General features: G+C 34.0%; 12 protein-coding genes. 6 read left to right on the top strand and 6 right to left on the bottom strand.

Annotated elements, in window-relative coordinates:
- The first annotated feature begins 24 nt into the window (after positions 1-24).
- From Q7C23_RS08380 to Q7C23_RS08395, 4 genes are all read left to right on the top strand, one after another.
- A complete protein-coding gene (locus Q7C23_RS08380; protein ID WP_375032084.1) occupies positions 25-2,199 on the top strand; it encodes a M1 family metallopeptidase in 2,175 nt (724 codons plus the stop codon).
- A 130-nt stretch (positions 2,200-2,329) separates the two neighbouring features.
- Positions 2,330-4,189 (top strand): hypothetical protein, encoded by a 1,860-nt coding sequence (locus tag Q7C23_RS08385; RefSeq protein ID WP_375032085.1) that lies wholly within the window; start codon positions 2,330-2,332, stop codon positions 4,187-4,189.
- Positions 4,190-4,349: 160 nt separating this feature from the next.
- A complete protein-coding gene (locus tag Q7C23_RS08390; RefSeq protein WP_375032086.1) occupies positions 4,350-5,651 on the top strand; it encodes a DUF3472 domain-containing protein in 1,302 nt (433 codons plus the stop codon).
- 26 nt (positions 5,652-5,677) lie between these two features.
- Positions 5,678-7,057 carry a Gfo/Idh/MocA family protein gene (locus Q7C23_RS08395; protein WP_099049340.1) on the top strand — a complete coding sequence of 460 codons (1,380 nt, stop codon included), beginning with the start codon at positions 5,678-5,680 and terminating at the stop codon, positions 7,055-7,057.
- Positions 7,058-7,131: 74 nt separating this feature from the next.
- Here Q7C23_RS08395 and Q7C23_RS08400 read toward each other — a convergent pair whose 3' ends face one another.
- The 6 genes from Q7C23_RS08400 to Q7C23_RS08425 form a co-directional block, all read right to left on the bottom strand.
- Positions 7,132-7,533 (bottom strand): OsmC family protein, encoded by a 402-nt coding sequence (locus Q7C23_RS08400; protein WP_375032087.1) that lies wholly within the window; start codon positions 7,531-7,533, stop codon positions 7,132-7,134.
- The gene (locus tag Q7C23_RS08405; protein WP_375032088.1) at positions 7,533-9,605 is read right to left on the bottom strand and encodes a LysM peptidoglycan-binding domain-containing protein; all 2,073 of its coding nucleotides are present in this window, start codon (positions 9,603-9,605) and stop codon (positions 7,533-7,535) included. Before Q7C23_RS08405 ends, Q7C23_RS08400 begins: the two co-directional genes overlap by 1 nt.
- Before the next feature lie 94 nt (positions 9,606-9,699).
- Positions 9,700-11,205, bottom strand: coding sequence for a LysM peptidoglycan-binding domain-containing protein (locus Q7C23_RS08410; RefSeq protein WP_375032089.1), 1,506 nt, complete (start codon positions 11,203-11,205; stop codon positions 9,700-9,702).
- A gap of 54 nt (positions 11,206-11,259) precedes the next feature.
- Complete coding sequence (locus Q7C23_RS08415) at positions 11,260-11,616, bottom strand: LysM peptidoglycan-binding domain-containing protein (protein ID WP_375032090.1); 357 nt, start codon at positions 11,614-11,616, stop codon at positions 11,260-11,262.
- Positions 11,617-11,677: 61 nt separating this feature from the next.
- The gene (gene guaA / locus Q7C23_RS08420; protein WP_375032091.1) at positions 11,678-13,207 is read right to left on the bottom strand and encodes a glutamine-hydrolyzing GMP synthase; all 1,530 of its coding nucleotides are present in this window, start codon (positions 13,205-13,207) and stop codon (positions 11,678-11,680) included.
- Positions 13,208-13,390: 183 nt separating this feature from the next.
- Positions 13,391-14,122 carry a hypothetical protein gene (locus Q7C23_RS08425; RefSeq protein ID WP_375032092.1) on the bottom strand — a complete coding sequence of 244 codons (732 nt, stop codon included), beginning with the start codon at positions 14,120-14,122 and terminating at the stop codon, positions 13,391-13,393.
- Between the two features lie 322 nt (positions 14,123-14,444).
- On the opposite strand from Q7C23_RS08425, the gene Q7C23_RS08430 reads away from it, so the two are divergent.
- Both Q7C23_RS08430 and Q7C23_RS08435 read left to right on the top strand, forming a co-directional pair.
- Positions 14,445-15,365: a DnaJ C-terminal domain-containing protein gene (locus tag Q7C23_RS08430; protein ID WP_375032093.1), complete on the top strand. Its 921-nt coding sequence runs from the start codon at positions 14,445-14,447 to the stop codon at positions 15,363-15,365.
- Positions 15,358-15,663 carry a chaperone modulator CbpM gene (locus tag Q7C23_RS08435; RefSeq protein ID WP_375032094.1) on the top strand — a complete coding sequence of 102 codons (306 nt, stop codon included), beginning with the start codon at positions 15,358-15,360 and terminating at the stop codon, positions 15,661-15,663. Before Q7C23_RS08430 ends, Q7C23_RS08435 begins: the two co-directional genes overlap by 8 nt.
- The last annotated feature ends 153 nt before the right edge of the window (positions 15,664-15,816 follow it).

The raw sequence follows: 15,816 nt of genomic DNA on the forward strand, positions 1-15,816 counted from the left end.
ACTAAACCAGATTACTATAAAAAAATGAATAAGCAATTTATAAAATATACCTTTTTAAGTCTTGTTGCCATAATGGTACAAAAAATGGAAGCACAAACGACAGATAAAAAAGCAGATGAATTAACTACTTACCGGGTTACTGCCATAAAAGTACATGATTTGGTACACACCAAACTAGATGTTTCATTTGATTATGGAAAACGCCATTTAAATGGAAAAGAGTGGATTACTTTAAAACCTCATTTCTACGAAACTGATCAGCTTACACTAGATGCTAAAGGAATGGAGTTCAAAGAAATTGCCATCATCGACGGCAAAAAAAATATTCCATTAAAATATACGCAGGACAGCGAACAGGTTTTTATTACTTTAAACAGAAAATATAAAAGCACTGAAAAATATGTTGTTTACATAGATTACATCGCAAAACCTAATGAACTAAAAACAAAAGGTGGTGAATCAATTACGGATTCAAAAGGATTGTATTTTGTTAATCCTGACGGAAAAGAAGACAAACCGGTACAGATTTGGACACAAGGCGAAACAGAAGCTTCTTCGGCTTGGTTTCCTACTATTGATAAACCAAATCAAAAAACAACTTCTGAAATCGCAATGACGGTGGATTCAAAGTATACAACATTGTCAAACGGAAAATTGACTTCTCAAAAAGACAATAAAAACGGAACCAGAACGGATATCTGGAAAATGGAACAGCCAAATGCACCCTACTTATTTATGATGGCAGTTGGAGATTTTAAAGTATATAAAGACAGCTATAATGGTAAAGAAGTGAGCTATTATTTAGAGCCTAAATATGCGCCATACGCCAAACAAATTTTCTGGAAAACGCCTGATATGATGAACTTTTACAGCAAAATGCTGGGAGTAGAATATCCTTGGGCAAAGTATTCTCAGATTGTTGTAACTGATTTTTTTGGAGGAGCAATGGAAAATACTTCTGCAACAGTTCACGGTGGTTATGTGCAAAAAACGGAAAGAGAATTATTAGATGATAACGAAGAAAGTACCGTAGCTCATGAACTTTTTCATCAATGGTTTGGTGATTATGTAACGGCTGAATCCTGGTCAAATTTAACCATGAATGAATCTTTTGCCACTTTTGGAGAAGTTCTTTGGCACGGACATGATGAAGGACAGGATGCTGAAGACAGATCACGATATGGAAAATTACAAAATTATCTGAGTTCTCAGAAAAACGGTGACAGCCAGATTTTAGCTCGTTTTCACTATAAAAACAAAGATGATATGTTTGACAATATCAGCTACTCAAAGGGTTCTATCATTTTGTATGCCATCAAAAATCAAATGGGTGACGAAGCATTTTTCAAATCTCTAAACCATTATTTGATAACTAATGCCTATAAATCGGGAGAAACTCACCAACTGCGTCTATCGATGGAAGAAGTGACCGGAAAAGACTGGAGCCCCTATTTTAATCAATGGTATTATCAAGGCGGAAATCCGATTTTGAATATCGAATACGGATACTCGAATGGAAAAGCAACAATTGCAGTAAAACAAGTTCAGGAAACTACCGTTCAGACCTTTATTCTTCCTTTAAAAGTGGATTATTATGTAAACGGAACGAAAATCAGAAAAGAAATTTTAATCGATCAAAGAGAACAAAATTTCAGTTTTGACATTCCGTCTCAACCTACCTTTGTAGATCTTGATCCTGATAAAATCTTAGTTGGACAAGTAAAAGACAACAAAAAAATAGCTGATTATTTGTACCAATACAAAAATGTTCCAACGTATTACAACCGTATTGAAGCAATAAAATATGCCGCTAAAGATAAAGGTCATGACGCTCAGCTTATCCTTTTAGCAGGGTTAAAAGATAAGCAGGATGATTTGCGAACGCTTAGCATCAAAGCAATTGATTTAGGGGATAATCAAATTAAAGATGAGGCAATTAAGACTTTGCTTGATATTGCTAAAAACGATAAAAAGACAACTTCCAGAGCAAATGCAATTATAAAATTAGCCGCTACGGGTGATATGTCTTATAAAGCATTAATGGAGGAAAGCATCAAAAATCAGTCTTACAATGTAATTGCAGGAGGTATAATTGGTCTGACTAAATATGCACCAGCTGAAGGAGAAAAAGCATTGTCATCTTTGGATGATGACACTAAAAAACATGTAACGGGATCGATCAAAAGGCTGAATAAATAAAAAACAGTTCACAAAAATTTTATGTATTGCCAAACAGAAGTAATCAAGTAAAGATTCTGATTTTACAAATCTACGCTTTATTGAAGTACTAAGTTAAATATCATTTTTCTTGATAATATAAAAAACACTCATGCAAAAACTTTTTATAACGTACATCTTATTTTCAATTTTGACCTTTTGTGCCGCGCAAGAGAAGGTTAAAAGAATAAATGTAAAAGATTATGGTATTCTTGCTAATACAAAGGAAAATTTGACGGCTAAAGTCAATCAGCTTATTGAGGGAATAGGTAACGAATCCGTACAAATAATTTTTCCGAAAGGACGGTATGACTTCTATCCGGACGCCAAATATTACAGAACCTATTATGAGAGCAATACTTATGATGCCGACAGTCGAAAATTAGCTATACTTATTAAAAACAAAAAAAACATCATCATAGATGCGCAACAATCTGATTTTATATATCATGGACACATTCAGCCATTCACATTAGACAATGCAGAAAACATAAGTATAAAGAATGTAAACATCGATTGGGACGTACCTTTGACCTCCGAGAGCGAAGTTATTGAAGCAGATGAAAAACACATTTTAATGAAAATTGATATCGCTCAATCTCCATATAAAATCCATGAAAAAGGATTGACTTTCGTAGGCGAAAATGCAAACGAAAACTGGACTTTATCTGAGGGTTCCTGGTTAATTGAATTTGATAAAAATCACATTATTCCAGCAAACACCGGTGATAATGGTTGTGTAAAAGGTGATCTGAAAAATGTAAAATACAGTGAAGTAAAACCCGGATTAGTATTAATGCAGGGTAATTTTACCAAAACTCCAAAGGTTGGAAATTTTCTGATCCTTAGACATGGTAGACGGGATCATGCCGGAATGTTTTTATTTCATAGTAAAAACACCAAACTCGAGAATATAAATGTATATCACACCTCCGGATTGGGTATTTTATCTCAATACTGCGAAAACATAGAAATGCGAAATATAAATATGATCCCTAATCCACATAAAAATCGTTATCTCAGCGGCCACGACGATGGACTACATTTTATGGGATGTAAAGGTGAAATTATAATTGACAATTGTGATGCACAAGGACTAATGGATGACCCAATTAACATTCATGGCACCTATGTACCTGTAGTCGAAAAAGTAGATGACTTTGCCGTAAAATGCAAATTTGGACAAGATATGTCGCACGGATTATTGTGGGCCGTTGTTGGAGACAAGGTTGGTTTTATTCAAAAGAAAGAAATGAATACATTTTCTTATGGAACAGTGGCAAGTTTTGAACCTTTAGATGTAGATCATTTCATCATCAGATTCAAAGAAAAAATTCCGGCTAATATAGATGCCAATTTTGTTTTAGAAAATTTAAGCTGGACTCCAAATGCCACAATTACCAATTGTTTTGTAGGCAGCAACCGAGCGCGAGGTTATTTGATTTCTACGCCAGGTAAAGTCATAATTGAAAACAACACATTCGAAACCAGCGGTTCGGCCATTCTTATTGCCGGTGATGCCAATTATTGGTATGAAAGTGGTGCTGTAAAAGAGATAACCATTAAGAACAATGAATTTAGATTTCCTTGTAACTCGTCTAGTTATCAATTCTGTGAAGCTATTATCAGTATTTATCCTGAAATTCCGGAACCAAATGCTTTAAAACCTTTCCATAAAAATATAAAAATCGAAAACAACAGCTTTAACCCATCAGATTATCCAATTCTTTATGCTGTATCGGTAGATGGTTTAAGTTTTAAAAACAATACAATCACGCGCAGTTTTGCTTTCACGCCCTGGCATCCGGGAAAATATAATTTCAGAATTGAGGCTTGCAAAAATGTAGAAATCAGTGGCAATAAAATAGGAAAAAATGTATTAGGCAAAAATATTCTTCTCAAAGGAATGAAACGAGAAGAATTAAATTTAAAAAACAATGAATTAACCGTAGAAATACCAAAAGCAAACTAAAAGTTTTAATCCATAAAAAAATGTTTTTTTAATACCTAATAATGGAACTTTAATTCAAAACTCATAATTATTTTTAGAATTGTTTGTTTTTGAAGCCTCTCTAATTTGGTTCATTAGAGAGGTTATTTTTAAAATAAAAAACTTATATATCCATCAAAAAATGAAAAATTTCTATTACTTAATTCTCTCTTTACTAGTATCATGCTCGTATGCCAAAAATCAAAGGATAAATACAGATCCTCAAATGAAGATTTCGCTTCCTTTAGCCGGGAATGCTTTTAGCTCTAAACACATGGACGGAAGTAATACTATTACAGATAATGGAATTGAAAACTGGACAGATTCAAATGAATATTTTACGGCTTATTTTAGAGTTTCAAAAGCAGGAAATTTTCAAATTACTGTAGAAGAATCTGTGGAAGTGTTTGGGAAATCAGAACTTGAATTTTCAATAAATAAAGAATCAAAAAAAGTAAATTTTACTTCTTCCAAAAAAGCATTAACGATCGGAAACTGGAAAATCGATCAGGAAGGATATGTAGCCATCAGAATAAAAGGAATCAGTAAAACCGGGGATCGTTTTCCCTCTATTAATCGTCTTAGTATTTCCAGTACAGACTATGATGGCAAAATCTCTTATGTACCAAATGATGAAGGAAATTTTTATCACTGGGGACGTCGTGGTCCATCAGTACATTTAAATTATCAGGTTCCTGAAAGTGCAAATGCCGAATGGTATTACAATGAAGTTACCGTTCCTGTAAACGAAGACAAAATTGGTTCTTATTTTATGGCAAATGGTTTTGGAGAAGGTTACTTCGGTATTCAGGTAAATTCGTCAACTGAAAGAAGGATTTTATTCTCCGTTTGGAGTCCGTTTTCTACAGATGATCCTAAAAGTATTCCAGATTCTCATAAAATTAAAATGCTAAAAAAAGGCGAAAAAGTGCATACTGGTGAATTCGGAAATGAAGGTTCGGGCGGTCAAAGTTATTTGAAATACAATTGGAAAGCAGGAACGACCTATAAGTTTTTGCTGCACGGAATTCCACAAAATAACAATAGTACCAATTATACGGCCTACTTTTTTGCTCCGGAATTAAAAAAATGGTTTTTAATTGCCAGTTTTAACCGTCCTCAAACGAATACTTATCTAAAAAGATTCCATTCTTTTTTAGAAAATTTTGTTCCGGAACAAGGTGATTTATCCCGTCGCGTTTTATTCAATAATCAATGGATTTGTGATGAAAAAGGAAATTGGATCGAGGTGAATTCGGCTCGTTTTACTACAGATAATACTGGCGCTCAAGGATACCGAATGGATTTTGCCGGTGGAATTGAAAAAGATTCTTTTTATTTAAAAGACGGAGGTTTCTTCAATAATTATACCACACCAAAAACAATATATACCAGAACTTTAAACAATAAAAAACCAGAAATAAATTTTAGTAACTTACCTTAAATAATTGATTAAAAAATAATTAAACCATGAAAACTACTATTTTAAAGTACATTTTGGTCTTTTGTCTTTTCTTCGGATGGACAATTGCATCAGCACAAATGATTAAAACCAAAACTCCTACTCGTCCAAAAGGTCAACAAGATGTTTTGCGTTTGGCGACAGCACCCCTTCCAACAGTTCGTGTGGCTTTCATTGGGCTTGGTATGCGCGGACCTGGAGCTGTAGAAAGAATGACACATATTCCAGGAGTTGAAATCGTTGCACTTTGCGATATGTTAGAAAAAAATACACAATCGGCAAATGAAATTTTAACTAAGGCAGGACTTCCAAAAGCTCAGGAATTTTTTGGTGATGAAAATGCCTGGAGAAAGGTAACAGCTCTTCCAAATGTTGATTTAGTATATGTAGCAACAGATTGGCTGCATCATGCACAAATAGGTGTTCAGGCCATGAAAGATGGTAAACATGTCGCTATTGAAGTTCCTGGTGCCCTGACTATGAAAGAAATTTGGGACTTAATTGATACTTCTGAAAAAACCAGAAAACACTGTATGCAACTTGAAAATTGTGTTTACGATTTCTTTGAGCTTACAACTTTAAATATGGCACAACAAGGATTATTTGGAGAAATACTTCATGCTGAAGGATCTTACATTCACGGTTTACAGCCTTTCTGGGGAGAATACTGGAACAACTGGAGAATGGATTATAACATCAAACACCGCGGTGATGTTTATGCGACTCATGGTATGGGGCCAGCGTGTCAGGCATTGAATATTCACCGTGGTGATAAAATGAATTTCCTTGTTTCTATGGATACAAAAGCAGTTGGAAATCCAGCTTATATCAAAGAAAAATCAGGTAAGGAAATTAAAGATTTCAGAAACGGAGATCATACTATGACCATGATTCGTACTGAAAACGGAAAAACAATTCAAATTCAGCATGATGTAACTTCTCCGCGTCCTTACAGCAGAATGTATCAGGTGAGTGGAACTAAAGGTTTTGCAAACAAATACCCATTGGAAGGTTATGCTTTGGATGGAAAAGAATTAGGTGACGACGTTAAGCCAAATCACGAAAAATTAAGTGCACATTCGTTTGTTCCTGCAGAAGTAAAAAAAGCTTTAATGGAAAAATACAAACATCCAATTGTTAAAAATATAGAAGAACAGGCTAAAAAAGTTGGTGGTCACGGCGGAATGGATTTCGTAATGGATTATCGTCTGATCCATTGTCTTCAAAAAGGACTTCCATTAGATATGGATGTTTACGATTTAGCAGAATGGTCTTGTTTAGGTCCATTAACCGAAATTTCACTTGATAAAGGTTCTGCACCAGTAGAAATTCCAGATTTCACACGCGGTGGCTGGAACAAATTACAAAAATTAGAATTCTCAGAATAAATATTTTGGTTAGTTAGAACGAGAAAAGGGTACTTTTAAAAGTACCCTTTTCTTATTTTATAAAATTATAAATATTACTTCCAGTTAAAAGTAATTCGTTTTTCAATTTCTGAACTTAAACTTAAAAACACCGGGCAAGTCATTGCGGCACGTTCCAGAATAGTTCTGCTTTTTGCATCTTCAACTCCTTGCATGTCAAAAACAATCTCAATTGCCCCAATTCTTCTTGGTTCAGCATTCATTATTTTTGTCACTTCAGCAGTAGATCCAACAAAATCGACATTCAAATCGCGCGCTTTGATTCCCATAATAGTCATCATGCAGCTTGCTAAAGCATTGGCAACAGTATCTGTTGGAGAAAAAGCTTCCCCTTTTCCATTATTATCTAGTGGTGCATCTGAAATGATTTCGCTTCCTGATTGCACGTGAATTGATTGTGTTCTTAAATCACCTAAATAGGTTACTTTTGATGTCATTAGTTTGCTACTTTTAAAGTTAAATCTGAATCGTAATATAAAATGTACACTCCTTTGTTAGCGTGTCCTCCGTCTTCTTTTTTGTAATACTGAAATTTATTATCAACTTGTTCTGTTGTCATTAAATCCGCTGTTTCCTGATACGTTTTTCCTTGAACCAAACGCATCATGGTATCAAAAGTGACATCAAATCCTCTTGTTGCGTACGTGTTTGGATTTACCTTATTTTTCAGACGATATTCCTTTTCAAAAATAAAAACACCTTGATCATCACTTTCGCGCGTCACTGACGGATACATTAATTTCAGTTTAATTAGGTTTTCAAAACTAATTTCGTCTGTGTCAAGCGTGCTGTTTGGCTCTAAAATCACCAATTGTACCTGACAAGATTTTTGCGCATCAAGCAAGGCTTTTATAGTCGTTTTAACCATCGCGGTATTTCCGGTTTCCATCACCACATAATTCATTCGGTTTGGTAATAACAAACTTTTTAAGTTGGCAACATCCAATCCGCCAGTTTCTGTTAAAGCAGCAAATACAACCCCTTTTTGATTTTGTTTGATGTAACTGATAACAGATTCTTTCTTCTTATCTACAACCGCAACAATATTTCCATTTTTAGCACGCATATAATCAAAAATAGCGTTTCTCACTACGTCATTTGTTGGTATAGACTGATACAAATTATCAATTGGATTCGCCGTATCTTTTGACAATGGTGAAATCACAGGAACATTATACAAGCGTAATGAATTAGCTGTCGCTTCAGCATTAGTCTGATAAAATGGCCCAATAACCGCACTGGCATCCTGCAATTTATTCTGAGCAATTAAACTCGAAACATTCGATGCTGTTTTAGTTTCTCCAGAATCATAAATGGAAACATCAATAGGTAATTTTAAAGTTTTAGCAGAATCGATCGCCATCATAGCACCTGAATAAAAATCAAGTGTCATGTTCAGGAACTTATCATTTTTAATACGAGTCGCACTGCTTGTCGTATCGTTTTGCATTTTAGCTAAATTGAATGGTAATAATAAAACCATTTTTTTACGTTCCGTTTGTCCTCTTTTTTTTGTCAATTCAACCACTTCAGGATTTGCAGAAACCGTTTCAGATTTTACTTTTTCTAAAACCGAAATACCACCACTACCTGCATTAGCAATTGGTTTCTCAGCTACCTTTTCAACTGGTACTGCTTGCGCAATGATTGGAGTTGGTGCCAAATATCCTGACGGTACTTTTAAAACCATTCCTTCTTTTACTCCCTCAGAAAGTGACGGGTTCAATTCAGTCAATTCTTCCTGAGTAATATGAAACGTTCTTCCTAAACTATAAAAAGTCTCTTTAGGTTTTACCTGATACTCCATATAAGTCGTTACTTTTCTTGGAGCTTCAGCAGGCTTTGCTACATGTGAAACTGGAGTTGAATTTTCTGTTTTAGGAGCGGTTCCTTTTACAGTAACTCGGTATCCTATTGGCAAACTAGTCACAATTTCCGGGTTGCGTTTTTCTAAATCTTCTACCGTAGTATTGTATTTTTTCGCAATCGAAAACTTAGTTTCTTTTGCTACAACATCATGATAAACATATTTCTCAGGCCCTTTAGTTGTTTTTGTAGCAGCAGAACTAGCTTTTGGAGCAGATCCTTTTGCTGGAATTACTAATTTTTGACCAATCTGCACTCCCGTTTTTTCAAGACCAGGATTTGCAGCTTTTAAAGCTTCATCAGAAACACCGTATTTTTTTTCGATACTGTAAAAAGTTTCCTTTGGTTGAACTTCATGAATTACTTCTTTTGAATTTACAGCTACTTTAGCTTTAGGCGCTTCCGTTTTTACCTCTGCAGTTTTAGCTCCACTAGTTGGAATCAATAAAACTGTATTAGGTTTCACTCCATTCCTTGCATCTGGATTTAACTGATAGATATCGTAAGGAGTAATTTTAAATTTTACGGCAATCTGGTTTATAGTTTCTCCACTAGAAACGGTATATTTTACCACTTTTTCCTGCGAAAAGGCAGAAAAAGTAATAAAAAACACAAGAGATAATAAGGCAAAATAATACTTCATAATATGGCTTAAACAATTTAATTTTTAATTCAAAAACAATATACTAATTTTGTTCAAAGCAAGATTCAGGCCACTTGTTAATTTTATCCAATTATTATCTAAGGTCAATTTCTGCCTTAGCAATAATGATGTCTTTATATAACTCATCTTCCTCCTTTTTCTTGCATTTATATAAAACTTCTTCCATATTTTGGTATCTGTCTGAGTAAACATAATACGAAAGACTGTTTATATTAAAGAAAAAACTAGCGTTAAAATCCCCGGAATCAATAAGTTTCATGATAAACTTATCTCTCGGTGTCGCGTCTGTAAATATACCTAAAACTAAGTAATAGCCATTTGAAACTTCTTTAAGATTATCAAAAACTTCGACTTTTATTATTTTATCATTTTTAAGTGGATTTTCCTTAAGTTCTCGCTTCATTTCTTCTAATGAAATTGATTTTGAAACCTGTTCAGAAGTAGTTTTGCTTTGATTTTTTAGTGCTTCATCCTGATATTTTTTCAATTTGATCAAAGCCAGTTTATCATCAAATTTACGTGCTTCCATACTGTAAAATGAAGCTTTACTAATATGTCTTTTTACCTCAATTTTTTTCTGGGTATCCAGCGAATCAATTTTAGCAATCAAAAGTTGGTTTTGCGCGTCGCCTTGCTCCTGCTCAATTTTATAACGCTTTATTTCTTCTAATGAAAGTCGTTGTTGCAATGAAGTAATGTTAGTGTTTTTTTCGCTTTCGCGGAGTTTCTTTTTGTACTCCTGATTTTCTTCAACAGCGATCTTCTCTACTTTATTCATTAAACCGGCATACACTTTTCTGTTTTCAGCTAATTCCTTTTTTAATTGAGAAGATAATTCACTTGTTTTTCCAATGCTTTCATACGATTGTTTTTCTAAACGTTTTGATTCATCAACATTCAAAACATCCATTCTTTTTAACTCAATCAAATCATCATTCATCGTATTGACTAACGAATCTAATTTGGCCATCAAAATATCCTGTACATTTTTATTGGCTTCCAAAACCAAACGCAGTTTTTCAACTGAATTTTCCTTAGAACCATTCATATCATTCAGATTGACTTTCAAATCATTAATCTTAATGATCTTTTGATTCATTTCCTTCTGAACAACAAGCCTGTCTTTTAAATCATCAATCTCAACTGTTTTGGCTTTTGTTTTTTCGACCACAACTTGTTTTTCGGCAAGAGCCAACATCAATTCTTCGCTTTCATTTGCGGGTTTAATCTCTTTTGTATTGATGGCTAGTTTATTGCCAACAACCAATCCGTTTACAATTTCAGGATTTTGAGATTCTAGCTGATCAATTGAAATACCGTATTTTTTAGCAATCGAAAATTTAGTTTCTTTAGCTTCAACAACATGAAAAATGGTTTCCTGATTTATAACACGAACTCTTCCGTCCAACGTTTTTCTTTTATTCGGAATAGCAATTGTCTGACCAATTTGCAAACCATTTTGAAGAAGCTCTTTATTCAGGTTTTCAAGATCCTGAACCGAAACGTTGTATTGTCTGGCAATACTAAACAACGATTCTTTAGCAACTACCTGATGGTTCACTTTTGAAGATGTCGCCATTTCAGTTTTTGGAAGATTTGTAAGATTTTGCGGAATTACTAATTCCTGACCAATTTAAAGTCCGCCGGCAAGAACTTCAGCATTTGCATTTTGAATGGCATCAACTGTAACTTTATATTGTTTCGATATGCCGTAAAGCGTTTCTTTGGCAACAACGATGTGGGTGATTTGTTGCTTCTGATTTTGTTTTTCTGTTGGGTGGACTGGAATTTTAAGAACTTGATTGTCTTGGATTCCGCTTTGTGATTCAGGGTTGAGTTTGTAAATTTCATCAACAGAAACCTTATATTTTTGGGCAATAAAATAAGCAGTCTCCCCTTTTTGAATTTTGTGTTCAATAATTGAATCTTGTGCAGTTATTTTGTTAAAAGACAAAATAAAGACAAGAGAAATCGTTAAAAGTTCTCTCATAAATAGTAGGTTTAAAAAATTAAGGCGTTACAAATGTAACGCCTTAATTTGAAAATTAGTACTATTCCCACTCAATTGTTGCAGGTGGTTTTGAACTTATATCGTAAACAACGCGATTCACGCCTTTTACCTTGTTTATAATGTCATTTGACACTTTCATCAAGAAGTCATAAGGTAAATGAACCCAGTCAGCAGTCATACCATCTGTAGATTCAACAGCTCTAAGCGCCACTACTTTCTCGTAAGTACGCTCATCGCCCATAACACCAACAGAATTAACCGGAAGCAAAATTGCTCCAGCCTGCCAAACCTTATCATATAATCCCCAAGATTTTAATCCGTCAATAAAAACAGCATCAACATCTTGTAAAATCTGCACTTTCTCAGGAGTAATATCTCCCAAAATTCTAATTGATAATCCTGGTCCCGGGAAAGGGTGTCTTCCTAATAATTCAGGATCTATTCCTAAAGTAGCTCCAACTCTACGAACTTCGTCTTTAAACAACATTCTTAGTGGTTCTACAATTTTTAATTTCATATAATCTGGCAATCCACCAACATTGTGGTGCGATTTAATAGTTGCCGATGGTCCTTTTACAGAAACCGATTCGATAACGTCAGGATAAATAGTTCCTTGCGCCAGCCATTTTACATCTTCGATCAAATGTGATTCATCATCAAAAACTTCGATAAATACACGACCAATCGTTTTACGTTTGGTTTCAGGATCACTGATTCCGGCTAATTCGCCCAAGAAACGATCTCCTGCGTCTACTCCTTTTACGTTCAATCCCATTCCTTTGTATTGATCTAATACATTTTGGAATTCATTCTTACGAAGTAAACCGTTATTTACGAAAATACAGTAAAGGTTTTTACCAATTGCCTGGTGCAATAAAACTGCTGCTACAGTTGAATCAACTCCTCCGGATAATCCTAAAACTACTTTATCATTACCTAATTTCTCTTTTAATTCTCCCACCATCTCTTCTACGAAAGCGTTTGGTGTAAAGTTTTGAGGAACTTCAGCTATATCTACTAAAAAGTTTTTAAGCATTTTTGATCCATCAGTAGAATGGAAAACTTCAGGGTGATATTGAATAGCATAAGTTGTTTCACCTTCAATTTTATAAGCCGCATATTCTACGTCATGCGTGCTTGCCAATTTTACTGCATTTGTTGGCAAAGCCTTGATACTATCACTATGACTCATCCAAACCTGGCTGTTTTCTGAAACTCCGTTAAAGAAAACTTCATTCTCCTTAATAAAAGATAAATTAGCTCTACCATATTCTCTAGTGTTCGAAGCTGCTACTTCTCCTCCGCTAAAGTGAGCTAAGTATTGCGCTCCGTAACAAACAGCCAACATAGGAAGCTTGCCTCGAATTTGAGATAAATCAGGATGTGGAGCATCTTCTGCACGAACAGAAAATGGGCTTCCTCCTAAAATTACTGCTTTATAAGGTGATAAATCACTAGGAAAGTGATTGTAAGGGAAAATTTCGCAGAATATATTTAATTCGCGAACTCTACGCGCAATAAGCTGAGTATATTGCGATCCGAAATCTAAAATAAGTACGTTGTGTTGCATGCGCAAAAATACTTTTTATATTCGAATTTGAAAAATGGAATTTTGATTTTTTTTCTTTAAAGTTTCTAAGCTGCAGAGATACTAAGATTATAAGATTTTATATTCAAAAGAAAAACTTATAATCTTAGTATCTTATTTTCCTTTAAAAATCATTTTTACGTAAAGTGTATTCGATAGTCAATATTACTTTTTTAATTTTTTATCCTCCTTTACAATAACAAATTTAGCCTGTACCCCTGTATTAAAATTCTGCCAATAGTCAGACAAAATAAACTGACCTTCAGCATCATATATCTGAAACTCACCAGTATTCCCTCCAAGTTCCCCTTTATTAAGAGCCTGTAGTTCAAAAGTATTGATACCTTCCTGAAGATATATCTTAAATTCTTGAAAATTAGATTGTAAAAGCATCCTCTCTCTTATAACGTCTTGATTTAAAACAGCTTTAATTAAATCTCCATCTATAGCACCATAATCACGACATTTGATAATAAAATAAGCAGAACCCGTTCTAATATCACCATAACTTACATCGGTTGTAACTAAAGGTTGTTGATCTTCCTTTAAACCAGCATCTTTTAATGCTTTATTTAAATCTTTTTCCATTTTAGCTACATAACGATCGCCTGGATTGGCAAAGTCCGTTTCTGTAGACATGGTAAATTTGCTTTTTTGCTCTCCTATCTGAAATTTTGATTTAGTTGTAATAGTATTATTATCATAAACACTTGGCGTTTTTATACTCGGTACGTCTGATTCCGGGGCCGAAGGATCTAATGTTTCAGGCTTCGGAATTTTCTTGGGTTTAGCGCTAAATTTTGGAGCCGGAATAGCTTTATACTTTGTACCAAACTCCGTCTGGGCTGATACTGTTACAGCGGTAAAAAATAATATGAATAATAAAATGTGCTTCATTGAAAAAGTTTTATCGAATCGGCTTTTATAATTTTATAAAATAATAGTCTAGCAAAGCAAAAATAGCATAATTTAATTACTCACTTTAACTTTAAGACTTTTATAACAATATATTAGGCAAATTTTTGGAAACAAAAAACTTGCCAAGAATTACTATCTTCTGAAATTAAAATCCAATTTGAAAAATTCTAAATTTCAAATTAACTCACTTAATTATAAAACACTTCGTTATTTTTTACTTAAAAAAAAGACACTGTTTTGATAATTAGCAACTTATTCATAACTTGAGTCTTTTAATTGAATTTTATAAAAAACATATAAAATGGATTATATCGACTATTACAAAATATTGGACATTTCAAAATCAGCCACTGAAGCGGAAATTAAAAAAGCTTATCGAAAACTGGCTCGTAAATACCACCCTGATTTGAATCCGAATGACAAAGAAGCGGAGAAAAAATTCAAGGAAATCAACGAAGCCAACGAAGTTTTGAGTAATCCGGAAAATCGTAAAAAATATGATAAATACGGAAAAGACTGGAAACACGCTGATGAATTCGAAAAAGCAGGTTACGATCCAAGTCAGCAACAGTATTCACGACAACAGCAACAAGGAAGTGCTCAGGATTTTTCTGGTTTTGGAGGAGATTTTTCGGGAAGTGATTTTTCTGATTTCTTCAATTCGATGTATGGCGGAGGAAGGAGTAACAGATCCCAATCAAAATATCGTGGACAGGATTTTAATGCCGAATTACAATTGGATTTAGCTTCGGCTTACACTACACACAAACAGAGTTTAACCGTAAATGGTAAAAATATCCGAATTACAATTCCGGCCGGTGTTGAAAATGGTCAGATTATAAAAATTCCAGGACATGGCGGACCAGGTGCAAACGGCGGACCAAATGGAGATTTGTATATCACTTTTAATATCGAAAACAATTCAGACTTTAAAAGAGAAGGGAACAATTTGTATTCTGATGTCGATCTTGATTTATATACCGCCCTTTTAGGAGGCGAAGTTTTTGTAAATACTTTTGATGGAAAAGTAAAAGTGAAAGTCCTCTCTGAAACCCAAACCGGAACGAAAGTCAAACTGAAAGGAAAAGGATTTCCGGTCTACAAAAAAGAGAATCAGTTTGGTGATTTATACATTACTTATAAGGTCAAAACGCCAACAAAATTATCTCAAAAAGAAAAAGAATTATTTGAAGAATTAGCTAAACTAAGAAATCATGAGTAGTAAAAACTTAATCCAGATAAAACAATTTTGCGTATACCACGAAATTGAACACACGTTTATAACGGAGTTGAATAATTACGGTCTTGTTGAAATTATTATTCAGGAAGATGATGAATATTTACAACCTGAGCAGTTGCCAGCCATCGAAAAAATGATTCGCATGCATTACGATCTCAAAATAAACCTGGAGGGAATTGACGCTATTTATCATTTATTAAACAAGATTGAAACTTTACAGCAAAACTTAACCGCAACGCAAAACAAACTTCGCCTTTTTGAACACCATCGAATTGACTAGCCATTAGAAACTTGGTTCTTAAATATCACAAAAAAGACTATTTTACAGATTGATTTCAAATAAATCTATACTCTTTTCAGTTACATATTTTATAAATTGCAACCGTATTAACTAACCAGAATTGTTTTTAAAAATCGATGAAAATAATTCACA

Origin of the sequence: Flavobacterium sp. LAR06 (genome assembly GCF_041946075.1) — a bacterium.
GTDB lineage: Bacteria > Bacteroidota > Bacteroidia > Flavobacteriales > Flavobacteriaceae > Flavobacterium.